13 protein-coding genes, 1 tRNA gene and 3 rRNA genes are annotated in these 25,651 nt (G+C 55.4%); all 17 read right to left on the bottom strand.

Annotated elements, in window-relative coordinates; all coding sequences use genetic code 11:
* Window positions 1-13: 13 nt before the first annotated feature.
* Window positions 14-691: a HEAT repeat domain-containing protein gene (locus U9R25_18000; protein MEA3337789.1), complete on the bottom strand. Its 678-nt coding sequence runs from the start codon at window positions 689-691 to the stop codon at window positions 14-16.
* 73 nt (window positions 692-764) lie between these two features.
* On the bottom strand, window positions 765-1,145 hold the full coding sequence (locus tag U9R25_17995) for a hypothetical protein (GenBank protein ID MEA3337788.1): 381 nt from the start codon (window positions 1,143-1,145) through the stop codon (window positions 765-767).
* Between the two features lie 53 nt (window positions 1,146-1,198).
* The gene (locus tag U9R25_17990; protein ID MEA3337787.1) at window positions 1,199-2,038 is read right to left on the bottom strand and encodes a hypothetical protein; all 840 of its coding nucleotides are present in this window, start codon (window positions 2,036-2,038) and stop codon (window positions 1,199-1,201) included.
* A gap of 34 nt (window positions 2,039-2,072) precedes the next feature.
* Window positions 2,073-2,747 (bottom strand): hypothetical protein, encoded by a 675-nt coding sequence (locus U9R25_17985; protein MEA3337786.1) that lies wholly within the window; start codon window positions 2,745-2,747, stop codon window positions 2,073-2,075.
* Window positions 2,748-2,928: 181 nt separating this feature from the next.
* Window positions 2,929-4,305, bottom strand: a complete 1,377-nt coding sequence (locus U9R25_17980) for a winged helix-turn-helix domain-containing protein (protein MEA3337785.1) — start codon at window positions 4,303-4,305, stop codon at window positions 2,929-2,931.
* 110 nt (window positions 4,306-4,415) lie between these two features.
* On the bottom strand, window positions 4,416-9,047 hold the full coding sequence (locus U9R25_17975) for a GAF domain-containing protein (protein ID MEA3337784.1): 4,632 nt from the start codon (window positions 9,045-9,047) through the stop codon (window positions 4,416-4,418).
* Window positions 9,048-9,166: 119 nt separating this feature from the next.
* Entirely contained in the window at window positions 9,167-12,325 is a 3,159-nt protein-coding gene (gene secA / locus U9R25_17970) for a preprotein translocase subunit SecA (GenBank protein ID MEA3337783.1), read from the bottom strand.
* A gap of 190 nt (window positions 12,326-12,515) precedes the next feature.
* Entirely contained in the window at window positions 12,516-15,521 is a 3,006-nt protein-coding gene (gene glyS / locus U9R25_17965) for a glycine--tRNA ligase subunit beta (protein ID MEA3337782.1), read from the bottom strand.
* 64 nt (window positions 15,522-15,585) lie between these two features.
* Entirely contained in the window at window positions 15,586-16,107 is a 522-nt protein-coding gene (locus U9R25_17960) for a hypothetical protein (GenBank protein ID MEA3337781.1), read from the bottom strand.
* Between the two features lie 36 nt (window positions 16,108-16,143).
* Window positions 16,144-16,935, bottom strand: a complete 792-nt coding sequence (gene recO, locus U9R25_17955) for a DNA repair protein RecO (protein MEA3337780.1) — start codon at window positions 16,933-16,935, stop codon at window positions 16,144-16,146.
* Between the two features lie 18 nt (window positions 16,936-16,953).
* Entirely contained in the window at window positions 16,954-17,361 is a 408-nt protein-coding gene (locus U9R25_17950) for a cytidine deaminase (protein ID MEA3337779.1), read from the bottom strand.
* A 16-nt stretch (window positions 17,362-17,377) separates the two neighbouring features.
* On the bottom strand, window positions 17,378-18,703 hold the full coding sequence (locus tag U9R25_17945) for a hemolysin family protein (protein ID MEA3337778.1): 1,326 nt from the start codon (window positions 18,701-18,703) through the stop codon (window positions 17,378-17,380).
* 59 nt (window positions 18,704-18,762) lie between these two features.
* Entirely contained in the window at window positions 18,763-20,115 is a 1,353-nt protein-coding gene (gene glmU, locus U9R25_17940; protein ID MEA3337777.1) for a bifunctional UDP-N-acetylglucosamine diphosphorylase/glucosamine-1-phosphate N-acetyltransferase GlmU, read from the bottom strand.
* A gap of 292 nt (window positions 20,116-20,407) precedes the next feature.
* Window positions 20,408-20,524: ribosomal RNA gene (gene rrf / locus U9R25_17935) — 5S ribosomal RNA — on the bottom strand.
* A 78-nt stretch (window positions 20,525-20,602) separates the two neighbouring features.
* Window positions 20,603-23,593, bottom strand: a 23S ribosomal RNA gene (locus U9R25_17930).
* A gap of 272 nt (window positions 23,594-23,865) precedes the next feature.
* Window positions 23,866-23,939 (bottom strand) — tRNA-Ile (locus tag U9R25_17925).
* Between the two features lie 141 nt (window positions 23,940-24,080).
* Window positions 24,081-25,582 (bottom strand): 16S ribosomal RNA (locus tag U9R25_17920).
* Together the 16S, 23S and 5S rRNA genes with 1 tRNA gene alongside form the textbook arrangement of a ribosomal RNA operon.
* Between the last annotated feature and the right edge of the window lie 69 nt (window positions 25,583-25,651).

Genomic DNA, 25,651 nt, shown 5'->3' with positions numbered 1-25,651 from the left:
GCCTCCGCTCACTTCAGTCTGTCGCGGGCGTCCCGGACATGTTTGGCTGCGCCAGACGGCCCAATGCAGTGGCAGCCGTCTGGCGAACAAGGGGATTCTCCCCCTGGTCCCGCGCCCGTGCAGCCAGGGCATTATATGCCGCTGGATCGCCAAAACCACCCAGGGCCCGCGCCATCGCCTCTCTCGCCAAGGGATCCGGATCCGACCACAGGGCGCGCAACAAAACAGGAAACGCATCGGGGTTTGGCTGAACAACCAGAGATGCTGCGGCACCCTGACGCACAGCGGCATGAGGGCTGTCCAGCGCCGCCAGCAAAGCCTGCTTCAACTCGGGCATCGGGCCCATGGTTCCGGCAACCGCTGCAGCCGTCGACTGAGCCGCCACGTTATCCCCCTTCAATGCTTCCATAAGCATCCGATATGCTATGAGGCTATTGATGCGCACCAATGCCTGGCCTGCTTCCCAGCTGAGCATTGGGTCGGGGTCCGCCAGAGCCTTCGACAAAGCGGCTGCCCCTATAGCGCCGGGGTCCCCATTGCCCAACGCCTCCGCGGCCAGCCACCGGTCGGCCGGCCGGCCATGCTCCAGGAGCTCCACCAGGGTATCCCGCTCGGTGCTGTCAATCTTTCGAAGGCTACCCACCGGCAGCAACGTCGTCACCCAGTCTCGTGCCCGGTCGAATAGGCTCACTTTGATTGCAACTCCCATGAGAGAGGCCGAAGTTCCCTGAGCATCAGATCGGAAAGTAATGCTAACCGCATGATTAAGTCAAAAACAACTCGCGCGTTTCATCCTGCAGCAGCAGATAGAGGATAATACCCCCGGCGATGGTTCCGAAGGGCACAAAAGGTATTCGAAAAATGGCCGCAATCATCGCGCCGAGGCGCCCCCATGCCTTCAGCTGCCACAGCCCCCACCCCAACACAAGATTGATCAGAGCGACTATGCCAAGGATGGCGGCGATTCCAAGCAGACTGAGCCCCAGAAACCAGCCTGGCAACCGTGCCAGGAAGTCGCTCGCCTCTACCACCACAGCTGCGACCGGAAAGACTACTACGCCAATCGCCATCAGAAGGAAAAATCCACCAACGAGAAAGTGATAGGCGGCAATGAGATTAACTTTGTCGTACGTGCTCAAGCGCATATGAATGTGAAACCTGATGAAAAATGGGTGAACCGATGGATCGTGTCCCCGGGTTATCCTTGCTGCGGCAATCCCAGAACACGGTAGTCATAGAGTGCATCAATCGAACGGTTCCGATCCTGCAAGGCATCAATCTGCCCCTCAACCTCGGAAGGCAGATCCTCAAGGGTGTTGCTCCCGGCAACGCCCTCGTTTATGACCAACCTGTCATACATTTCTTCAACAAACGAAACGCAGCCTTCCAGTTGAAGCACAGCCTGATTCATGCGATCGTCCAGCTCAGAGATGGTGTCTCGCAAGCGCCGTTTCTCCGTCAACATGGCCTCAACCTGATTCCGTTCAGCAGTGTCACCGGGGCTCACCAACCAGTCTTCAAGCCGGGAAATGCTAGCCGGCAATTCCTCCCGGTCTGCGTTGATGACAGGATCGACGCGATAGGCATCGAGGCGATGAGCCAGCCCTGCCAGATTGCCCTCCAGGTCACAGAGTCGGTCCAGGTTCGACATGGCGAACCCATCATCAGGTCGACGACCTGCAGCCTCCCCAATCTCCTCGACCTGATCAGCCACCCGGGTCATGTCTGCTCGCAGGGATGCATCCTTCAAACTGCCGATATCGTTTTGCCTTTGAAAAAGCCGCTCAATAGATTTTTTTTTCTCGTTCGCATCTGCAACGGCGGGAATAAAGAGCATTAGCATGGCAAGGGCGCCAAGAAGCAGCCATGTCCACCAATCCCACCAGGGCAACACCTCGGGATAGGGATTGGGCAGCAGGATGGCAAAAAACAACGATCCCAGAATGATAACGGCATTTTCGATGCGAAAAATCGCGCCTGCGAGGATTCGTTTGTTGGCCTGGCGTTTGATCTCCGCGTAAGTCGACTCGTTGGTCATGGTACCTGTCAAAAGACGGCCTGAGCGGATTCTCTCAGGCCGCTACGCCGTTGACTATCCCCAGCCGGCGTTTGCGCGCCAGCAACTGGGCCTCGATCTCATCTCGCTCCAGGATATCACGCATCTGCCGGTCTATGTCCTGCGCCGAGACCCGGTCAAGCCGGTTTCGGATGTTTTCGACAATCCGATCCACATCATGGTCGCCGGTACCCGCCAGGTCATCGAGACTACTGATAGTCGCCAGGCCGACATCCTTGGCCTCCGCCAGATCAAGCAGCCCTTGCAGCTCTTCCTTTTCCTGCCGAATAGCTGTCAGTTTGGCCTGCAACTTGAGATGGGCATCCTTGAGTTCTCCATGTTCCTGGGAAAAAACAAGCAATTGCTGGCCATATGCATCCATGACCCGGTTCGTCGCATTGAGCTTGCCCTGTCCACCAATGGCCAAAGCCTCCTGGCCCTCCAATAAAAAGAGATCGATATCGCGGTCCAACCGCTCCGACCGGACCTGATATGTTTCCCGTTTGCGACGTACCGTTTTGACTTGCTCACCGACAGTATTGGATGCATCCTGCAAATCATCGAGATGATCCTCGACCTCGCGCATGTATTGGTTAATGACACCCATCGAACTCGACTGGAGCGCCTGAACCACAAGAAGATGCAGATTCGCCTTTATCAGCGCATTTACTTTCTCTAAGAGGGAAACCATTGTTGAGGCCTCCTTGACAGGGCTTTTCGACGCCCGGTAGTGATCAGAGCAGCGAAAACCACCTTTGGCCGATAGTGTCGCGGGCCAGTATCATAATACCACGTCACATCATGGGTGACCAGACTTCAGACCGACCACCACCTGACCTTCGGGTGTAACAGGGCAGGACACACGTGGCCGATCAGGTCTCAAGCCGATAGCCGCGGCCGCGCACTGTAACGAGATAGCGCGGGTTTCGAGGTTCGGGCTCAATCTTGTTGCGAAGACGGCTGACGAGTTTCTCGATACGGGCATCGTCAACATCGTCGATGTAGTCCTCACCCCACACTGCCTCGACCACGTCATATTTCCCGACTATCTGCCCAAGCCGTCCATAGAGCAAGAGCAGCAGGCGGTATTCGAGGTTTGTGAGTGTGTCGGTAACCTTGCCATCCACCATCACTTCGCCAGACTCCACATCGACACGTACCCCCAGCGAAGCGGGACTCCGGGTAGCTCTTAAACGGTTGATAAACTCGCCAAAGAGACGTGAAAACGCATCGGTTTCCTCCCCAGACTGAACGAGAATATGTTTTTTGCGAAGAACAGCGACGATCTCCTCAGAAAGCTCTCGATCCCGCCGGTCAACGCCCATGAGACTTTGCTGCTCCTGCTGGCTAAGGTCCTCCCAAATCTTGCGACACTCTACTCGTACACTTAATTCATCAGAAAGCCAGCTGGCGACCTCCCGGTGAATTACCCAGTCCTGAATCTCATCGCGTTCGTGGGCGCCAGTCACGCGACCCAGTGCCTGGCAGGTGGCCTCCAGGAGGCCCGGATGCCCGCCGGCCCAGTGATAGATGAAGCGCTGGTCAGCCTCATCAAAGGATACCCCTTCCTGCTTCGCAAATCGCCGCGCGAAGTGTTCGGTATCTTGCTCCGATAGCGGCGGCAGGTGATAGGTATGATGGGTGAAAAGTTCGTTGAATTCATCGATGTCGGTGCCCTGCCGGATCTCGCGCAGGGTTTGATCGGTCGCGGTCACATAAACCAGCCGACCTTTGTACTGATCCTTCAACGCCCGCAGATTGAGAAAGACCCGGCTTTGAATACCTGCAACAGCCTGATCAACCTCGTCGAAGAGCAATACCAGATTGCGTTCAGTGCTTTCGTTGACCAGAGTCATCGCGCGATTGAAGCTCAATGGAATATCGAATGAGCTGGCTGGATGGATAAGCAGATCGTAGGTCGCCTGAAGTTCGCCACAAATATCGTCGTAGGTATTGTCGCCAACAAGGCGATCCATCAGACAGCGAACCACCAGCTCATAGAACCCCTGCTCAGACAGCTCAAGCATTCGATTGCAGTCGACAAGCACAAAGGTATACGAAGATGCCAGGTCGCCTAAATAGGAGGCCTGGACCGCCGGATCAGCGATCAAGCGCAGCAGTGCCGACTTGCCCATGTTGCTGACAGCAACCACCGAGCAGCACACAGCGTCCTGGATGCATTCAAAAACGTAGGCGGCATCAGCCACACGCATATGGCAGCCATCGGCTAGCAGCAAATCATCTGGCATTTTCACGCAACCCTTTCAAAAGTGATTCCCGATTGAAACCATGGGCTTTTCAGCAGTCATCCACGCTGTGCCAGCATCTCATAGACCCCTGGTTTCAGAGGAGCATTGCTTCAATCCAGTCCTGACTCCAGAGATGAACAGGTGGGAATCGTGAAGTGGAAAGTACTGCCTTTCTCCACCTCGCTCTCAACCCAGAGTTTTCCGTTATGGTCATCGATGATTCGTCTGACGATAGCGAGACCGAGACCCGTCCCGCCGAAACGACGAGTGGATGCGCCATCAACCTGGTAGAAACGATCCCATATCTTTTCCTGCCGATCCGCTGGAATACCAATACCCGTGTCGCTGACCTGGGCATGAATAACGTCACTCAGAGCCGTTAACCGAACTGTAACAACCCCGCCATCGGGGCTGAACTTGATGGCATTTCCGACAAGGTTGTCAAAAACCTGTCCCAGTTGTTTCGAATCGCCGTAGACCTGAGGAAGCTGCGGGTCATATGCCTGCCGCAACTCAACACCAGCCTTCCCTGCGGAAACCAGAGCTCCCTGTACGCAGGCCAAGGCAACCTTCTGCAAGGAAATCGGTCTGAGATTGACCGCCTGCATTTCGGCCTGTTTCAGGGAAATAATACCGTTGACCAGATCGATGATGGCATTGCCGCGGTCCAGGACAATCTCCAGGGCTTCCTTCTGCTCCGGATTGAGGTCCCCTGCGTATCCCTCGAGCAGATACTCCACATAACCCCGAACGAAGGTAAGGGGCGTTCTCAGTTCGTGAGAGACATTCTGCACAAACTCATCTTTCATCCGGTCCAGCTGACGCAATTCATGGTACGCCGCCAGGGTATCCCGGTGCAGACGCGCCCGGTCGATGGCAACCGAGATCTGGTCGGCAAAAGCAGCCAGGACCTGCAAATCGGGCTCGCCGTAAAAATCGGGCTCGGTCTTGTTTGCTGTTAATACGCCTACCAACCGGCCATCAGCCGTAAGTGGTGCCGCCATCCAGGAGGTGACGCCTTCCGATCCCGGCAGATCCTTCCAGCGTTCATCCTGCAACGTGTTGGCAATCAATTCAACCTGAGGTGAGCGAAGCATCTCAGCTAACAGGCTGATCTCGCCGGGATCAAACTCCGATCCCACGACAGCTTCCGGGTTGTCAAAGCCCTCCGCAGCCGCGCAAATGAAGGCACCCTCCTCATACAACAGGAGAGAACTGCTGTCGAAATCAACGAGCCGTCTCAATTGTTTCAGCACCTGCCCGAGTGCATCGACCAGGTGCTGGGTCGAACTCAAGATGCGGGCAACTTCTCCCAACGCCTCGGCCCGCTCCCGCTCCCGCCGTTCCGCCGCCAACAGACGCGCATTGTCCAGGGCGACCGACATTTGGTTGGCGAACGCTTCTACCGAAGGAACATCCGCCTGCTGAAGATGGTCTCCCATGACCGCAAGGATTCCTATTCGCCGGTCCCGGCTTACAAGAGGCGCGATCACTGCCCGCAACGACGCTACGAAATCCCAGAGAGAGTCGTCGATAACCTCCTCAGGACGCAGCCATCGAGGCAGGATTTCCGTCAAACCCTCGACGTACTCCGCCTGGCCATCCATCAGGACGCGTTCCAAGGCATCGATTCCGCTTATCCTGTACTGTCGATGGTCCAGGGTTTGGAAGAAGCCTCGCCGCTTCTCATCAGAGAACTCGTAGGAAAGCGCCATGTGGATCAGACTGCCGAATTCCATCTTCTCGTCAACCTGCATGATCACTGATGAAAGACCAAGCCGCTGCAACTCCTCCGAGATCGTATCATAGACGTCCCTGGGTTCGGTAGCCCTGCGCACGGCAGTCGCAGCTTTATTGAGAGCAAGTAGGTTCTCTTCCGTATGCTTGCGCAGGGTAATATCGGTGAAGGCGGTCAAGGTGCCTTGAAAAACACCACTCCGGAAGGTGGGCGTTGCATTTACCAGGACTGGAATCTCGTGGCCCTCCTTGTGAAGCAATGATGCCTCATACCGTCCCTTTATCCCTGCCGGGCGCCCCGAAGACTGCTGAGACACAAACTTATCCATTTCGGGCGTCAACAGGATTCCCGATTGGCGACCAAGCAACTCATCAGCGCAATAACCAACCATCTGGCAAAGCCGGGGATTGACATACTCGATGCGATCCCGGTCATCCTCCAACAGAATACCCGCCTCCACGCCACGCAGAATGCTGTCGTTGAAGTCGCGCAGACGCTCTGCCTCTTCAGCACGCCACCGAACCGTCTCGTGAAGTCGCGCGTTGATAAGGCCTGTGGCCACCTGATCGGCAAAAGATTGAACGATCTGTACGTCTTCCTGTGAGAACGCGTTGTATTGCCCGCTATCCACATTCAGGGTGCCGAAAACCTCCCCCTGGTGACGCAACGGGACACCCAACCAGGAACGGACCTCCAGTTGTCCACCGGGAAGCTTTCGCCACCTCTCGCTCTTCTCCGTATTCTGAATCACCAGCGGCTGCCCGGTCAAGACCACATGGTCACAAGCGGGAAGTTCAGTACGATGCATTCCCGCAACTACCATGGGTGGCGGAGCGAACTCACCTGCAAATGCGCCCAGATCGAAGCGATCTCCTTCCAGAACCACGATGGCTGCCGTATCGTACGAAATCACCTTTCCCAGGTAGTCCAGAATGGTCTCGGCCGCTGTAGTAAAACCAGGCGCAGAACTAACAGCCGCAGCCATATGCCTTAGCGTATCAGCCAATTGACGGCGTTCTGCCTCCAGCTCGAAAAGCCGGGCATTCTCCAGTGCTACGGCTGCCTGATCTGCCAGAAGAGATAACACATGCGTGACCGATTCGGTGAATTCGAAACGTCGGGTGAAGCTAATGGTCAGAACACCCAATATGCCGTTGGGACGCACCAGTGGAAAAGCGCCAATCGCCGTGACACCCCACTCGCGAACTGAGGGATCGGGATTTTCGCCAAACAGGGGATGTTGGATAGCATCATTGATGATCAACGGAGCACCAAGATCTACTGTCGTTGCAACAATGCCATCCTTGCGAGGCTTCGGAACGGCCGGATTTCTTTCTCCGGTATCCGACAGCGCCCTACTCAAGGTAAATTCTTCCCGCCTGGCATCGTACAGATAGAGATGAACCACCTTTGGTCGGACCAAAGCCATAGCGCTTTGCACGATCGTTTCGATCATGGCCCGGGTATCCAGCGAAGATGCCTGCTGAAGACTCGACTGTCTCAACGCCTCTAACTCAGCCACGCGCTGCCGACTCTCCGCAAATGACTCGGCATTGCGAATCGCAACGCCAATCTGGTAACCCAACATCTCCAGCAGCGGCAACACCGACGGATCCAGCGTTGTCCGGTCGGAAGCCTCAACGTTCAACACTCCCCAAACACGTCCCTCCAGGAAAATGGGGACCGCAGCTTCAGTTACGGTATCCGCTACAATCTCAAGATAATCCTGATCCTGAGCAACATCGGTGACGCATTCCGCTCGGGCCAGGCGAGCCACGCGCCCGATGATTCCCTCGTTCAACCCGGAGGCCGCTTTCTTCTCCTGGGGGAATTGAAATGCTGCTGCCTGCAATACCAGCGTATCATCCTGCAGTCGATGAATGCTGGTGAGCGAATACTCGAAGGTGTTTCTAAGCTCTTCTACCACAGCCTGCAACACGTCCCCGAATTCCAGGGTGGCTGTCACCGCGGTTCCAACCCGCTGAAGCGCCATGAGGTAATCAGCCCGTTTGCTGCACTCCTCCGATAGCAACGCGCTGGTCAGGGCGCCCGACGTCTGATATGAAAAGTGGCTGGCCATTCGTAAATCGGCTTCGCCAAAGATACGTTCCCCTGAAGGATCTGCAAAGACCAACACCGCCAGGACCCGGTCGCCATGACGCAAGGTCGTCTGCAACATCGATCCCCGTTGATCCTGCCATGTCTGCGGCTCCTGACCCCAATCCTCATCCACTTCGAGAGTCTGGCCAATCTCATCCCTGGCAATATTGTGCCCTGCCCGCAGCTCCAGAAGCGACCGGTCCGGATCATTCAGATACAGCCTGGTCTCATGCACCTCCAAAACATCGGCCGCCTGGCTGACAATGACAGCCAAAGTAGCCGGCAAATCATGCTCTCTACTGATTTCGACTGCCGAGCAGTGCAGCTTTTCCAGTTCCTCCAATCGTTCCTGGGCAGCCATATAAGATTGGGCGTTTTTCAACGCCACTGCCGCCTGGTTGGCCAGGGTTTGGGCAACCGCGACGACAGTTTCGTCAAACTGTCGAACGTCATCCCAATAAGCGGCAAACGCTCCCAACGCCACATCCTGAAACCTGAGTGATACCAGGAGTATCGACCTGAATCCCTCTTGATCGATTATTTCCCGCACGCGTATCATGCGGGGATCAGCGAGGGCATCTTCCACAACCTGGAAGCGCTGTGTAATCAGATCTCCTCCCGGAAGGTCTCGAAATGTGGCGCTTATGGCATCGGTATAGAGCCTGGAAAGCCCGCGCGCCAGTACGCATTCAGTGCTCTCGGTACTGGAATCGTAAAGAAAAATCGCACAGCGATCGGCTCCAAGCAGCGCCCGGAGAGCATCCGCCAGTAAATTCAGCACTGTGTCCAAATCGAGGGAGCTATTGAGACGTCTCGAAAAAGCCTCGATATCCCGCAGAGGATATCCGTCAGAAAGCTGTTCCCCTGGCAGATCGGACACTGGAAACTCTTCTGGATTCTGCATATCACGTCCTACCTTGCCTGGTCAGAGATGTGATGACGCCGCACGGGATTTCCGTGCGGCGTATTGATAAAGCCGGCAGTCCAGCCAATTCGCCGACCTTATGAAAATCTACGGCGAACTCAGCGCTTGGAACGGGAACGCCGGCGTTTTTTGCCCGAACGTTTGGTCGGACTTGACTCTCCATTGCCACCAGCGGATGCCTTCCCGGAACCACCGCTGGTCTCGCCCTTTGCGTCGCTGCGCATGTGACAATGTTTGTATTTCTTGCCACTTCCACACCAGCACGGATCATTTCGCCCGAGGGTTGCCTTGGTACTGCGCTCAGGTTGACGGCTGGCGCCATTTCCCTCCCGGTTGGTACGCATAACCCGACGGGCAGGCCGTTGCTGCTGGACTACGTCTACCTTGTAGATCGCGTGTACGATGTCGCTCTCGATGTCCTCCAGCAGGGCCACATACATCTCATGCGCTTCTTTTTTGTAGGCCGTCAGTGGTTGGACCTGGGCGAAGGCTCGCAGACCGATGCCCTCTCGAAGCGAATCCAGATCGGTGAGGTGACGGACCCAGCGCTCGTCGACAGCCCGAACCATGACCATACGATCTCGATAGAGCGCAGCGCCTTCGACAAGTCCTGCCAGCAATCCTGCCCTGATCTCAGGAGGCAGTTGGGAAAGAGGCAAACGGCCCAGGTCTTCACTCAGCGGTTCCGGCAACTGATTCACGATGCGAGCGTAAACCGTAACGGCAAATGGATCGCTTCGCTCCTGCAAGGCGCCCAGTGTAACACCTTCTCCCATGAATTGACGAAGGATTTCCTGGGCATTGACCTGGGCACGGACGTCGTAATAGGTCTCGGCATGATCGACGATTTGATCAGCAATTTCGGCCGCAGGCAGATCTTGCCACGTTTCGGCCGTCATTTCAGCAGGCAATGGCAAGATTGCTGAAACTGCCGCATGCAAGCCTGGCAAATCTCGTTCGTCGGGATCCTCAGAAGCAGCGAAGGTCTGTACCAATCGCTGGATCTGACCGTCAACCATGTCCAAAATGGTTGGCTGCAAGCTGGGCTCAGTCAAGATCCGCCGGCGCTGTTCGTAGATAACCTCTCGCTGCTTGTTTACAACGTCGTCATATTCCAGTACATGCTTTCGAATATCAAAGTTGTGGCCTTCCACGCGCGTCTGGGCATTCTCGATGGACTTGGAAACCATGCCATGCTCGAGAGGCATGTCATCTTCGACTCCAAGCCGATCCATCAAGCCTGCCACTCTATCGCCACCGAAACGACGCATCAGATCGTCATCCAGCGCCACAAAAAAGCGACTGGAACCATGGTCACCCTGTCGTCCCGAGCGACCTCGAAGCTGATTGTCGATCCGGCGCGCCTCGTGGCGTTCGGTACCGATCACATGCAGACCACCTGCTTCCAATACGATCTGTTTGTCCAACTCGCACTGAGTCTCCGCCTCTGTCGAGGCTTCCAGCCAGACCTCCTCAGGCAGATCGGTCAGATCGTATCCAGCCTTTCGTAATCTGTCGCGGGAGATACCTTCAGGGTTTCCACCCAGTAAAATATCAACGCCACGTCCCGCCATGTTGGTTGCGATGGTTACGGCGCCCGGTTTTCCTGCCTGCGCGATGATCACCGCTTCCCGTTCGTGATTCTTGGCGTTAAGAACGTTGTGGGGAATACCGCGCCGTTTCAGCAACCGGGCCAGGAATTCACTGGTCTCGATCGCAACCGTACCGACCAGCACCGGTTGCTTGCGTTCATGGCATGCCTGGATCTCATCCAAAACAGCATTGTATTTGATCCGCTCACTTCGATATACGGAGTCCGAATGATCTGCCCTGATCACTGGCAGGTTGGTGGGAATCATCACTACGTCGAGGCCATAAATCTTGTAGAACTCCTCCTTCTCGGTCTCGGCGGTACCCGTCATTCCGGCCAGCTTGTCGTACATCCGAAAGTAGTTCTGAAAGGTAATCGTCGCCAGCGTCAAGGACTCTCGCTGAACCTTGACACCTTGCTTGGCCTCGATGGCCTGGTGGAGGCCCTCGGAGTAGCGACGGCCTTCCATCAAGCGGCCGGTGAATTCGTCAACAATGACAACCTCGCCATTGCGCACGATATAATCACGGTCGAGCTTATAGAGAACGTGGGCTCGCAGAGCATTGTCCAAATAGGGTGTCAACTCAAAATGCTCTGGTGAATAAAGATTCTCGATACCCAACCACCCCTGGATCTTCTCGATGCCCACCTCGGTCAGTGTAACGACCTTGTCTTTTTCATCAAGCACGTAGTCGCCATCTGCCGTCTCCTTGTCCTTGGAAGGCCGCAAGCCCGGCATCAGTTCGGCAAATCGCCCATACCAATTGCTGGATTCCTGGGCCGAGCCTGAGATGATAAGCGGGGTTCGTGCCTCGTCGACAAGGATATTGTCAACCTCGTCGATGATGGCAAAAAAGAGTTCCCGTTGCGATCTCTGTCCAAGATCAGTAACCATATTGTCGCGCAGGTAGTCGAACCCGAACTCATTGTTGGTGCCATAGGTAATATCGGAAGCATATGCTTCACGTCGGGTGATGGGTCGAAGGTATTGAAAGCGATCGTCGGCCGACTGGAATTCCGGATCGTAGACATAAGACCCCCGATTGGGATCGCCGGCAGAGGACTGAATGACCGCAGCTGTCAGTCCCAGAATATGATAAGCTGGCCCCATCCACTGCACGCCCACTTTTGAAAGATAATCGTTGGGCGTAACCAAATGCACACCGCGGCCGGTCAAGGCATTTAGAAAGAGTGGCAGTGTGGCCACCAGGGTCTTGCCCTCACCGGTCTTCATCTCAGCAATCTGCCCGCGATGCAAAACAACACCCCCGATGAGCTGCACATCGTAGAGGCGCATTCCAACAGTCCGCCGGTTTGCCTCCCGGACCAACGCAAAAGCCTCGGGCAGAATCTCATCCAGGATGTTCTCTTCGATGCCTCGAACAACCTTCTCCTGACTGAGAATCTCCAGGTTCATCTGAGCCCGGGTCGTCATGTCAGGTTCCCGCTCCCAGGCCTGGCGCAACTCTGCCAGATGAGCTTTCGACTCCAGGGTTGCCTCCGTCAGACGGGTCATGAAGCCGCTGGTGCGGCGAGCGAATTCGTCGTCAGGCAATGCCATCATGGTCGATTCGAGATCGTTGATCTCATCGACATAGCGCTGGATCCCCTTGATCGCCTTGCTACTGCTGTCACCGAAGGTTTTTTTCAGAAGGTTCTTAAACATCGCTTATCGATCCAATTCCATTAGTCTCGTAACAACAGATGAGCCAAAACAGAGGAATACTGAAACAGTTGTTTCTCTGGCACCCTCAATGCCCATGAGAAAATTAACTCCCACGGGCTCAGCTATTATACCACAACACAGACCCCGGACAATCCTGGTAGAAATTTGGATGGTGCAACAGGTTGATGTGCTAGAACCCCTGCATCTTCGAAATGTCTGCAATGCCATCAGGTAGGGCAGCAATCGCCTGCACAAGAGCCAAACGCGCCTCGCGAAGATCGTCGTCCTTGGCCATGACCAGCACCTGATCGAAGAAATTATCGATGGGATCTACCAGAACGGTCAACGCGCCATAAAGGGTCGCTATGTCCGCCGCGTCTCGAATTGAAGGCGCCACTGCCTCGTAGGCTGCGTGCAACCCGCGGGTCGCCTCTTCTTCGTAACGCCCCGGCGCCAACGGATAGTCTTCATCGAGGCTGCGAACGATGCGCTTGCAGCGAGCATACGCCGTCAACACATCAGACCACTCAGGCCTGCTTGCCACATCGGCAAGAGCAATCACCGCTTCCCGGGACAGATAGGGATCGTCTCCCTGCTCTGCCAGCACCGCCTGGACTACGTCGTGCGGATTGCCTTGATCCCGCAGCCAGTTCTCCAGGCGACCCACCACGAAGGTCAGTGCCCTATCCTGAGACTCTTCACTGGCCTCGACGGGAAGGGGTTTCGCAGCTCTGTCGAGACCCTCGGCAACGGAAAAGCTTAGCTGGGAGCCAACAAGATTCTGCACGATACCCAGAGCTTCGCGCCGCAACTGGTAGGGATCGCTGGAACCAGTTGGCTCCATACCGACGGCAAAAAGCCCCGCAATGCTATCCAAGCGGTTGGCCAGCCCCACCGCAAGGCCAGGCAGGGACAGGGGCTGACGGTCGCCGCTGAAGCGAGGAAGATAATGCTCATAAATGGCCTCAGCCACGGCCTGAGATTCGCCGCTATCGAGCGCATATTCGCGACCCACGATTCCCTGCAAGGAGGTCATCTCGATCACCATGGATGTTGCCAGATCATTCTTGCAGAGAGAAGCTGCCCGGGCCGCGGTTACCCTGTCCGCTTCAGATAGTTCCAGCTGTTGCGAAAGCCAGGGCACCAGACGCCCTACCCGCTGAACCTTGTCCAACATGGAACCCAGGTTCTCCTGGAAGGTCAGCGTGTCGAGCCTGGCAGAAAAGGCTTCCAACGGTTGCTTGCGATCCTGTTCGACAAAAAAGGCTGCATCGGCATAGCGGGCACGGATCACATTCTCGTTGCCTGCACGCACAATGGCCGGATCAAGAGGTTGTCCATTGGCCACGGTAATGAAATAGGGCAACATCTTGCCGTCCTTCATCACCGGGAAGTAGCGCTGATGTTTTTTCATAACCGTGGTCAACACGTCGACAGGTAAATCGAGATATTGTTGCTCGAACTGTCCCAAAATGGCTGCTGGTTGTTCCACCAGATCGGTAACCTCGTCCAACAATGCCTGATCTTCCGGGACATATCCACCCACACCGGCAGCCAGCGCCGTAATCTGTTCAACGATCTGTTCCTGCCTGGCCTGACGCTCCACTACGATGCCGTGTTGTGCCATTTGGAGAGCGTATGCAGCGGCGTCAGGCACCTCGATACGTGGTGATCCCTCGGGCCTCAAGCCCCGACTGGTGCGTCCGCTGACCGCCTTCGCGTAGCTAACGGGAATAACCTGATGGCCAAACAGGGCGACGAACCAACGAATGGGACGGCTAAAAGCGAGCCCTGCTGAATCCCAGCGCATCGACTTCTCGAAGCGCAGACTGGCAACCATGTTGCCCAACAGTTCCGCAAGTACCTCCTGGGCTGGTTTTCCTTCCAGTCGCTGCACAGCGTAGACATAGGAACCACCGTCCGCCTGGCGTACTTCCAGATCCTTCACCGAGACCCCTTTGCTTCGAGCGAAACCCATTGCGGCTTTCGTGGGCTGACCACGGTCATCAAATGCTCGATCGGCCGGCGGCCCTCTGAAGACCTGCTCTTCATCAGCCTGGCGACCGGAGAGACCCCTGACGAAAAGGACCAACCGGCGAGGCGTGCCCGTTACTTCAAGTGTATCGTAGCCCAACCGCGCCTCGCTCAACAGATCGGCAGAAACTATGCGAAGCTGCTCAATGCCCGATGTCAGATCACCGACTGGCAGCTCCTCACACCCGACTTCAAAGAGGAGATCGGCACGATCCACCACTGGCGCCTCATCATCGGTCGCGCCAGCATAGTTGGGACTCCAAGGCTCCTCGTTGTTATCATCGAGGAAAGGATATTCCATGCGCTTACGCTGCTGAGCGTAGAGTTCGCTGACCCCTCGCGCCAGATGGCGCATGCGCGCGAAGTAGCTGGCTCGTTCTGTGACGCCGACAGCTCCCCGGGAATCCAGCAGGTTAAAGGTTTGAGAACAACGAAGCACGTAATCATGGGCAGGAATGACCAGATTGGCAGCCAGGGCGTCCCGTGCTTCCGCTTCATACAGATCGTACATCTGCTTGAGACGCTCGACATTCGCCACTTCGAAGTTATAGGTGCAGTGCTCGATTTCCTGCTGCAGATAGATATCGCCGTAGGTTCGCTGTCCATCCCAGTCAATCTGCCAGACCTCAGCCACGCCCTGCAAAAACATGGCGATTCGTTCCAGCCCATAGGTCAACTCGACACTGACCGGTTCCAGAACCATTCCTCCTGCCTGCTGGAAATAGGTAAACTGGGTTATCTCCAGGCCGTCCAACCAGACTTCCCAACCCAGGCCCCAGGCACCCAGAACGGGGCTGGCCCAATTGTCTTCCACAAAGCGAATGTCGTGCTTGCGTCGATCGATGCCGATAGCATCGAGGCTTCCCAGGTAAAGCTCCTGTGGATTGCCGGGATCGGGCTTCAGGATCACCTGGTATTGTGTATGCATCTGCATCCGATTGGGATTTTCGCCGTAGCGTCCGTCATCAGCCCGCCAACTGGGCTCCAGATAGGCAACATGCCATGGCTCGGGGCCGAGAACACGCAATACGGTTGCCGGGTTCATGGTGCCCGCGCCAACCTTCTCGCTGTGGGGTTGCCAAATCAGGCAGCCCTGGTCGGCCCAATAGCGTTCCAACCGCATGATGATATCCTGAAAGGAAAGGGGTTTTGCATTTGACATTTAGGTACCTCGAATAAAAAAACGGCCCTGGTTCAGGCCGGTTGGCAAGCCAGAAAACCTCGGATTATTTGGCACCAACGACTACGGCGCTCAAGGTAAGACTGCGAGCTTCGACGCCATCTCGTTGTGGTTCAATCCGCAGGGAAAGAGTCTCCCGTTGCCCCGATTTTGCCTCGCTACCCACGAAGATGTGCGCCTGAAATGGTAACTCCAGATAGGGTGGAATTACGACTGGATCGGTGGTTGATGCTTCGGACCCATCGCCCAATAGGCACTGCTTGTCCACACACAGCGACGTAGGCCAACGAACACCCTGCTCGTGCTCCAGAACCATGACCACAGGCAGGTCGGACTCGGTGTGATTGACCACCAGAAACTCAAAATTCTCGTCTGTATCGGGCAAAACCTCGCGATCCTTATCGAAGGCCTGCACGGTCAGCGGGCCATCAAGGACATATGGCGGCACAGAATCGGGTTGCGGTGCAATGATTGGTCTGCCACTCTCCTGGGATATGCCCGGGGTCCCGCAGGCAGCAACAAAAAGAGCTAAAACTAAAAAAACTGTAAGATTCCTCATTAAACTCATCCGAGTCCAGCTCCTCCACTCCTGTTCACTCACCAGCTAATGAATGTTCAAGTGGTCCCGCAGGATACGCATGAAACCAACGGAACGCAAATTCCGTTCCAACTGATACACAATGTAACTCTGCAGCAGCCGTTCGATGTCGTTCCGTCCACTCTGGCTCAACTTCAACCGGGCCACCGTCTCCCAATCCCGGGTCTGCAGAAACCGCAGCGCCTTGAAAACCGGCAAAGAGAGAGGTTCAGCGCCGGCTTGTCCCTCGCCATGCTGCGGGCAAAGTACGCCCCCTGCAGCACTGCTGAAGAAGTTGGTAATTGGCTCGAGTCGCTCCTGGCATGTTGCGCAGTAGAACAGTTGAGGTTGATAACCCGCCAAAGCCAGCAGATGTAGCTCGTAAAAGCGGGCGGCCAACGGCAACTGGTCCACGGTTCCTGCGGCAAGACGGCCGAGAGTCCGTCGCAGGAGTTCAAAAAGGGATGGATGCGCATCCTGTTCCTGAGTGAAAGCGTCCAATAACTCTGCCACATAGAAGGCGTAGCTGGTACGCAGCAGGTCATTGCGCAACGCGGAAAACGACTCAATCGTATCTGCCTGCGTCACCAAATCCCAGGTCCGGCCGCGGGCGATCAATAGATTGCTGTGGATAAGGGACTCCAGATGACCTGCCTTGCGGCTCTTGGTCTTGCGAATGCCCTTGCCAAGCACCACCAGTTTGCCATATTCCGGCGTGAATAAGGTCAAAATGCGGTCGGCCTCACCATAATCACGCCGCTTCAGCACGATCGCTTCAGTTCGGTAAAGGCGCTGTCGGCGTGCGCTTGGGTCACTCATCGCCAGATCTCAACAGGCTCAGCCTTTTTCGGGAAGGTCCTCGGGCAGAAATGCTTCCAGCAGCAACTCGTTGACCATCAGGATTCGAGAATTGCCTTGCAGATCAGCGATAATCACCGGCATGGTTGGGGCGAACTCCGCCATCACTTGCCGGCAGGCGCCACAGGGACTGCCACCGTTGTCTGTAACGACCGCAATTGCCTCGAACTCGGTCTCGCCGCCGGCAACCGCCTTCCAGATCGCTACGCGCTCCGCGCACACCGAAAGGCCATAGGATACATTCTCGACATTGCATCCGGTGTAGATTCGGCCTGCACTGGTCTGAATAGCGGCACCGACGGCAAATTGCGAATAGGGCGCATAGGCACTCAACCGGGCTTCGACTGCCCGTTTCACAAGTTCATGGACAAGGGCGTTGTTTAACATGGTTCTTACGTCAATTCTAGAAAAGGGAGGCGTAGGTTGACAGAGAGGAGTTCTTCGATGCAGCCTCAGAGGACGCATCTTCCTCCGCCGGCGCCAACCGTGTTGCCTTGACCTGATGAATGCGGCGGCCACTGACCGTTCGGACCACAAAGCGATAATTCCCGTAGTCCACCTGGCTACCTACTATTGGCATGCTGCCCAATTGGCTGTAGATGAACCCGCCGAGTGTGTCACTTTCATCAGTCGGCAATTCGATGCCCAACACCTTACTCGCATCATCCAGGTCAACGCGTGCCTCGAACAGGTATTCATTCTCACCCTCCTGCACAACCATAGGCACTTCGGTGTCGTATTCATCCTGAATCTCGCCCACAATCTCCTCGATGAGGTCCTCAATCGTCACAACACCGGCAATGCCGCCATACTCGTCCACAACAAGTGCCATATGAACCTTGCGCTGCTGCAACTCGTTCAGAAAATCGTCCACTTTCTTCGACTCAGGCACAAAGTACGCTGGTCGCATGAGTTGCACGATCGGAACATCATGTTGGCCATCTCGATATGACGGTAACAGGTCCTTGGCATATAGGACCCCCAACACATTGTCGATGTTATCCCGGTAGACAGGTATTCGCGAGTGTCCCGCGTTGATGAACACATCCAACGCATCCCGGAGGGTAGTGTCCTCGCCAATTGCCGCGATATCGATGCGCGGTACCATGACCTCACGCACCAAGGTGTGGCCAAGTTCAAAAATCCCTGCAATCATCTCCTTCTCATCATCCTCGATGAGACCCGGTTCATCACCGCCATTGATCAAGAATCGCAAGCCATCCTCGCTGAGGAAGAGTGCATCCCGGTTGATTTCACTCGTTGGGCCCATGGCCAGATTGCCCAATCCCCTCAGTGCTGCCGTGATCGGTGTTAATAGCACGCTGGTCAGCCGCACCGGTGTACTCAAGCGCAGGGCCGCTGTCTCAGTTGACCGCACTGCAATTGCCCGGCCAACTATCTGAACACACAACATGGCAAACCAGGTCACCAGCAGCGCCAGCGGCACGACATACCACTCGGGTGTGCCATCTCGCATGATGAACCAGGTTACGCCCCCGGCTGCCACAATGTTGGCGCCAGCCTTGAGTACCATTAAGGTCGTGACCAACCTTGCAGGATCCTCCAGCAGACTCTGGACTGCCTGTGCCCTGTTCACCCCTTCGTCGAGCAAATGGCGGGCGTGAAATTTGCTAAGAACCCCAATGGACACCTCTGCCGCGGCTGCAAAGGCTATCACCAGAGCTGCCGCCGCAATACTCACCCCAACTACGATACTAGCCGAATCCAACTGTAATTCTCCCAATCTCAGGCACAATGTCTAACAGAGTCGTTGATTGACCTCAAGTTCTATCCTTCGTTTTCTGAGCGCGGCCGCGCAGGAACGCCCAGGACAAGTTGTCCAGGTGGAACATCTTTGGTAACGACAGACCCTGCGCCGGTTTGCGCGCCTTCTCCTAAAGTGACTGGTGCCACCAACATGGTGTCACTGCCGATGAAAACATCATCCTCAATGACCGTGGCCTGCTTCTTCTTGCCATCGTAATTGCAGGTAATAGTCCCCGCTCCGATATTTACATTGCGACCGACCGTCGCATCGCCAAGATAACTGAAATGCCCCATCTTCACGCCGGGACCAAGATAAGAGTTCTTAACCTCACCAAAGTTGCCCATGTGGACACCTTGGGCGAGATGTGCGCCGGGCCTGAGATGAGAGAAGGGCCCGACATTGACCTGATCTTCCAGGGTTGCCTGCTCCAACATCGAAAAGCGTACGACACAACGATCGCCGACCAGCGTATCTGCAACGAAGCTTCCGGGGCCGATTTCACATCCCCCGCCGATCCGGGTGCTACCCTTCAGATGCGTCGAGGGCAAGATCCTGGTATCCGGACCAATCATGACGGTATCGTCTATGTAAGTTGAAGCGGGATCGATCATGGTAACGCCCGACTCCATCCAGTACCGATTGATCCGCTGGCGTATGACCTGTTCCGCTTCAGCCAGATGAATCCGATTATTTATGCCCAACATTTCGCTCGCATCGTCTACGATGTGGGCAGCCACCCTGTGGCCCTGATTGACTGCGATCTCTACCAGATCGGTCAGGAAATATTCGCCTTTGGAACCGATAGGTATCGCTTCAAGGCTCTGCCAGAGCCAATCGCCATCGTAGCAGTAAAGACCAGGATTGAGTTCCGTAATCAGAAATTGCCCGGGCGTGCAGTCAACCTCCTCGACGATTGCCTGGACATCGCCATTCTGACCTCGAACGATTCGCCCAAATCCCCTGGGTGTATCACTCTCGAAGGTCAACATGGAGAGTTTTCCACCTGACTGCTCGTGCAACGCCAGGAGTCCCGCCATGGTCTCCACCGTGAGTAGCGGCATATCTCCGTAAAAGACGAGGGTTGTATTGGGCCTTTCGGCAAGGACCGATCGAGCCTGGAGCACCGCATGGCCTGTGCCAAGTCGTTCGCGCTGTTCGACATAGACAACTCTGTCGCCTAAAAAGGCCTTCACTTCATCGGCGCCGCGCCCGACAACAACCAGGGGAAGCTGATCAGAAAGAGCCTCCGCCAGCCGGACAGAGTAGTCGATCATAGGACGTCCCGCCAGGGAGTGCAGGACCTTGGGCGTATTTGAACGCATCCTGGTGCTTTCACCCGCAGCCAGGATTACGACGTCGATTTGGGAAGTCACGCCAATATTCTCCGATTATTGCTACGTTGAGCGTGAAGGTCGATTATCGATCCCCACGATTCAAACCAGGGAAACAAAAAACGCCAGACAACCCAGTACCATGGTACTGAGCTAACCGGCGTCTGATGAGCTGAACGAAAGACGTCTTGGATTATAATTGTCGTCGGCCGGATCGGCCGATAGTTCCTCACACATTCTCAATAAAGAAAAAAGCTGTTTGCAGTGCAGCCATTCTAACATAGTCAGGCGCAATAGGCAAACAGCTGAGGTTTGTTGGAAAAAAAACAAGCTCCGTTGGCAACGACCTACTCTTGCAGGGACCTACGTCCCAACTACCATCGGCGCTGGAGGTCTTAACTGCCAGGTTCGGGATGGGACTGGGTGTACCACCTCCGCTAGAGTCACCAATGGAGCTTATTTATCGAGTTAATATGAGTTGTTACCCTAACAACCGAATAGAATGCAGCTTTCAATCTCTACCACCTCATGTGGAAAGCCCTCGCGCATTAGTACGAGTTCGCTGAACACATTGCTGTGCGTACACGTCTCGCCTATCAAGCTGGTAGTCTTCCAGCGCGCTTACCCTTATTAAAAGGTGGGGGATCTAATCTTGGGGCAGGCTTCCCGCTTAGATGCTTTCAGCGGTTATCCTTGCCAGACTTAGCTACCCAGCTATGCCGTTGGCACGACAACTGGCACACCAGAGGTCTGTCCACCCCGGTCCTCTCGTACTAGGGGCAGCTCCCCTCAAATCCCCTGCGCCCACAGCGGATAGAGACCGACCTGTCTCACGACGGTCTGAACCCAGCTCGCGTACCGCTTTAATGGGCGAACAGCCCAACCCTTGGGACTTACTCCAGCCCCAGGATGCGACGAGCCGACATCGAGGTGCCGAGCCACGCCGTCGATGTGAACTCTTGGGCGTGACCAGCCTGTTATCCCCGGGGTAGCTTTTATCCGTTAAGCCACGGCCCTTCCACTCGGAACCGTGGGATCACTAACGCCGACTTTCGTCTCTGCTCGACTTGTAGGTCTTGCAGTCAAGCTCCCTTATGCGTTTACACTCTTTGGCTGGTTTCCATTCAGCCTGAGGGAACCTTTGCGCGCCTCCGTTACCTTTTCGGAGGCGACCGCCCCAGTCAAACTGCCCACCAGGCACTGTTCCCAAGCCGGATTACGGACTCAGGTTAGGGTCAAGACTTAACCAGGCTGGTATTTCAACGGCGACTCCACCGAGGCTAGCGCCCCAGTTTCCCAGTCTCCCAGCTATCCTACACAAACTAAGCCCTAACTCAATGCCAAGCTACAGTAAAGCTCCACGGGGTCTTTTTGTCCTGCTGCGGGTAAACGGCATCTTCACCGCTACTTCAATTTCACCGGGTCCTTCGTTGAGACAGCGCCCCACTCGTTACGCCATTCGTGCGGGTCGGAACTTACCCGACAAGGAATTTCGCTACCTTAGGACCGTTATAGTTACGGCCGCCGTTCACCGGGGCTTCGGTTCAAAGCTTCGGTCCGAAGACCTAACCAATCCCCTTAACCTTCCGGCACTGGGCAGGCGTCAGCCCCTATACGTCCTCTTACGAGTTTGCAGAGACCTGTGTTTTTGGTAAACAGTCGGCAGGGCCATTTCACTGTGACCACCTCGGGCTTGGCAAGCTAGTTACCTCACCCTACCGTGGCGATCCTTATCCCGAAGTTACGGATCCATTTTGCCTAGTTCCTTAACGAAGGTTCTCCCGATCCCCTTGGTATTCTCTACCCGTCTACCGGTGTCGGTTTGCGGTACGGACACGCGGATCTCACTAGAGGCTTTTCTCGGCAGTATGGGCTCAACCAGTTTACGGCCTACGGCCTTCCCCATCACCCCTCAGCTCAAGTGGCGGATTTTCCTACCACCTTCAACGCCTACGGGCTTGGCACCGAAATCCAATAATCGGCTGGTCTACCCTGCTGCGTCACCCCATCGCTCAAACAACCCTACGTGGTACAGGAATATTAACCTGTTGTCCATCGGTTACGCCTTTCGGCCTCACCTTAGGCCCGACTAACCCGACGCGGATTAACCTTCCGTCGGAAACCTTAGACTTACGGGGGATACGTTTCTCACATATCTTACGCTACTCATGCCGACATTCTCACTTCTGTGGGCCGCAACCGGTCCTCGCGGTCCGACTTGTATCTCCCACAGAACGCTCCCCTACTGCTCCGTCTTGCGACGAAACCCGCAGCTTCGGTGCAATGCTTTAGCCCCGTTATATTTTCGGCGCAGAATCACTAGACCAGTGAGCTGTTACGCACTCTTTAAAGGATGGCTGCTTCTAAGCCAACCTCCTGGATGTCTCAGTAACTCCACATCCTTTCCCACTTAGCATTGACTTGAGGACCTTAGCTGGCGGTCTGGGCTCTTTCCCTCTCGACTACGGATCTCATCATTCGCAGTCCGACTGCCACGTTCTGGAGTACCGGCATTCGGAGTTTGATACGGTTTGGTAAGCGACATGCCCCCTAGCCGATTCAGTGCTCTACCTCCGGTACTAAACACGTGACGCTAGCCCTAAAGCTATTTCGGGGAGAACCAGCTATCTCCAGGTTCGTTTGGCATTTCACCGCTATCCACAGCTCATCCCCCAATTTTGCAACATTGGTGGGTTCGGGCCTCCACGAGACATTACTCTCGCTTCACCCTGGCCATGGATAGATCACCTGGTTTCGGGTCTACTCCCTGCGACTGGACGCCCTATTAAGACTCGCTTTCGCTACGGCTCCGCCTGTAACTGGCTTAACCTTGCCACAAAAAGTAACTCGTCGGCTCATTCTCCAAAAGGCACGCGGTCACACATTCCCAATAAAGGGCATAGTGCTCCCACTGTTTGTAGGCATACGGTTTCAGGTTCTATTTCACTCCCCGCTCAGGGGTACTTTTCACCTTTCCCTCACGGTACTGGTTCACTATCGGTCGTCAAGAGTATTTAGCCTTGGAGAGTGGGCTCCCCAGATTCCCACAGGATTAGCGTGCCCCGTGGTACTCAAGGTCACAACGAGAGTCCAGCCCCTTTCGTTTACGGGGGTGTCACCCTCTTTGCCCAGCCGTTCCAGTGCTGTTCAACTAGAAGCTGGATTTGTAACTCTCTGGGATCATCGCAGCAATCCCTGTTGTGCCTTACAACCCCCACATTGCAACGGCTACGACCTATCACGCAACATGGGTTTGGGCTGTTCCCCTTTCGCTCGCCACTACTCAGGGAATAATCTCTTTTCCTCGAGGTACTAAGATGTTTCAGTTCCCTCAGTTCCCTCCGCCTGGCCTATGTGTTCAGCCAGCGGTACCCAGGCATTCCCCTGGGTGGGTTTCCCCATTCGGGCATCCTCGGATATAACACCTGACAACGGCTTCCCGAGGCTTATCGCAGTTGTCCACGCCCTTCTTCGGCTCTTGACGCCAAGGCATCCACCGTACGCCCTTAGTAGCTTTCCACATGAGATGGAAGAAATTGAAGCGTACGCATTCTATTCGGTTGTTAAGGTAACAACTACATCTCAGCATTTGGTTGCTGAAGTTTGCCCTCAAACACCTTGAGCCCAAACTTCAGAAACCAACTCCCCAAGACGCAAAAACGACCCGGCACAACGCCGGGTCGTCTGACGATCGTCGCGTGCTTAAACTGATGATCTATGCCTTGTCTTGGCGATTGAAGCTCATATCTTTGTTTTAATCTTCTACCAGTGCTCTACCGGCGCTTCAGTCAGTGGGCCTGAGTGGACTCGAACCACTGACCCCTGCGTTATCAGCACAGTGCTCTAACCGACTGAGCTACAGGCCCTCTCGGAAGACATCATTAACAACTAAAAAGTGACAGCAAGGGTGTTTTGGAAGTTACTCGACTCAAGGCCGAGCAATTGACCTAGGAGTATGCCACCCGACAGTCGGCTTAACCCGACTTCGGCAGGCCATAACTCCCTAGAAAGGAGGTGATCCAGCCGCAGCTTCCGCTACAGCTACCTTGTTACGACTTCATCCCAGTTACCAGTCCCACCTTCGACAGCTGCCTCCTTGCGGTTGGCTCACCGGCTTCAGGTGTTACCAGCTCCCATGATGTGACGGGCGGTGTGTACAAGGCCCGGGAACGTATTCACCGCAGTATGGCTGACCTGCGGTTACTAGCAACTCCGACTTCATGCAGGCGAGTTGCAGCCTACAATCCGAACTGAGACCGGCTTTGATAGGATTAGCTCCGCCTCGCGGCTTGGCGACCCATTGTACCGGCCATTGTAGCGTGTGTGTAGCCCTGGAAAAAAGGCCATGCTGACTTGACGTCATCCCCACCTTCCTCCGGTTTGACTCCGGCAGTCCCACTAGACACATGTAACTAGCAGCAAGGGTTGCGCTCGTTGCGGGACTTAACCCAACATCTCACGACACGAGCTGACGACAGCCATGCAGCACCTGTGATCGCTGTCCGAAGACTCGTTCCCCTTTCGGTTCACTACTACGACCATGTCAGTCCCAGGTAAGGTTCTTCGCGTTGCATCGAATTAAACCACACGCTCCGCTGCTTGTGCGGGCCCCCGTCAATTCCTTTGAGTTTTAGCCTTGCGGCCGTAGTCCCCAGGCGGCGAACTTATCGCGTTTGCTACGGCACTGATAGGGTCAATACCACCAACACCTAGTTCGCATCGTTTACGGCGTGGACTACCGGGGTATCTAATCCCGTTCGCTACCCACGCTTTCGCACCTGAGCGTCAGGTGTGGGCCAGGGAGCCGCTTTCGCCACTGGTGTTCCTCCCGATATCTACGCATTCCACTACTACACCGGGAATTCCACTCCCCTCTCCCAACCTCAAGTTACGCAGTTTCGAACGACCTCTCCTAGTTAAGCCAGGAGCTTTCACGTCCGACTTACATAACCGCCTGCGTGCGCTTTACGCCCAGTAAATCCGGATAACGCTCGCCTCCTACGTTTTACCGCGGCTGCTGGCACGTAGTTAGCCGAGACTTATTCCCAGGGTACCGTCCTTGTCTCTTCCCCTGGAAAAGGAGTTTACAACCCGAAGGCAGTCATCCTCCACGCGGCGTTGCTGCGTCAGGCTTTCGCCCATTGCGCAATATTCCTCACTGCTGCCTCCCGTAGGAGTCTGGCCCGTGTGTCAGTGCCAGTGTGACTGATCGTCCTCTCAGACCAGCTACCGATCATCGTCTTGGTAGGCCATTACCCCACCAACTAACTAATCGGCCGCAGGCCCCTCCCAGAGCGCCGGAGCTTTACTCAACTAAACGAATAATTGAGCTTATGCAGTATTAGCTTCTCTTTCGAGAAGTTATCCTCCACTCTGGGGCAGGTCACCCACGTGTTACTCACCCGTGCGCCACTAACCATTCATTCCGAAGAAATTAGGTTCGTACGACTTGCATGTGTTAGGCACGCCGCCAGCGTTCATCCTGAGCCAGGATCAAACTCTCCGCAAAAAGATTGACTTGACCATATAGGTCAGAAGCCCAAAACACTGGTTCCTTCCTGTCACTTTTCAGTTGTTA

It is taken from the genome of Chloroflexota bacterium, assembly GCA_034717495.1.
Lineage (GTDB): Bacteria > Chloroflexota > Anaerolineae > JAAEKA01 > JAAEKA01 > JAYELL01.
Note: the sequence above shows the minus strand (reverse complement) of the source record. Positions and strands in the feature narration are given on the sequence as shown.

What these genes read in the sequence shown, in the direction of transcription:
- glyS (MEA3337782.1), bottom strand. Translation starts at nt 15,521, where the DNA reads ATGTCAAATGCAAAACCCCTTTCCTTTCAGGATATCATCATGCGGTTG.
- U9R25_17975 (MEA3337784.1), bottom strand. Translation starts at nt 9,047, where the DNA reads ATGCAGAATCCAGAAGAGTTTCCAGTGTCCGATCTGCCAGGGGAACAG.
- secA (MEA3337783.1), bottom strand. Translation starts at nt 12,325, where the DNA reads ATGTTTAAGAACCTTCTGAAAAAAACCTTCGGTGACAGCAGTAGCAAG.
- recO (MEA3337780.1), bottom strand. Translation starts at nt 16,935, where the DNA reads ATGAGTGACCCAAGCGCACGCCGACAGCGCCTTTACCGAACTGAAGCG.
- U9R25_17960 (MEA3337781.1), bottom strand. Translation starts at nt 16,107, where the DNA reads ATGAGTTTAATGAGGAATCTTACAGTTTTTTTAGTTTTAGCTCTTTTT.
- U9R25_17980 (MEA3337785.1), bottom strand. Translation starts at nt 4,305, where the DNA reads ATGCCAGATGATTTGCTGCTAGCCGATGGCTGCCATATGCGTGTGGCT.
- U9R25_17995 (MEA3337788.1), bottom strand. Translation starts at nt 1,145, where the DNA reads ATGCGCTTGAGCACGTACGACAAAGTTAATCTCATTGCCGCCTATCAC.
- U9R25_17990 (MEA3337787.1), bottom strand. Translation starts at nt 2,038, where the DNA reads ATGACCAACGAGTCGACTTACGCGGAGATCAAACGCCAGGCCAACAAA.
- U9R25_17950 (MEA3337779.1), bottom strand. Translation starts at nt 17,361, where the DNA reads ATGTTAAACAACGCCCTTGTCCATGAACTTGTGAAACGGGCAGTCGAA.
- U9R25_17985 (MEA3337786.1), bottom strand. Translation starts at nt 2,747, where the DNA reads ATGGTTTCCCTCTTAGAGAAAGTAAATGCGCTGATAAAGGCGAATCTG.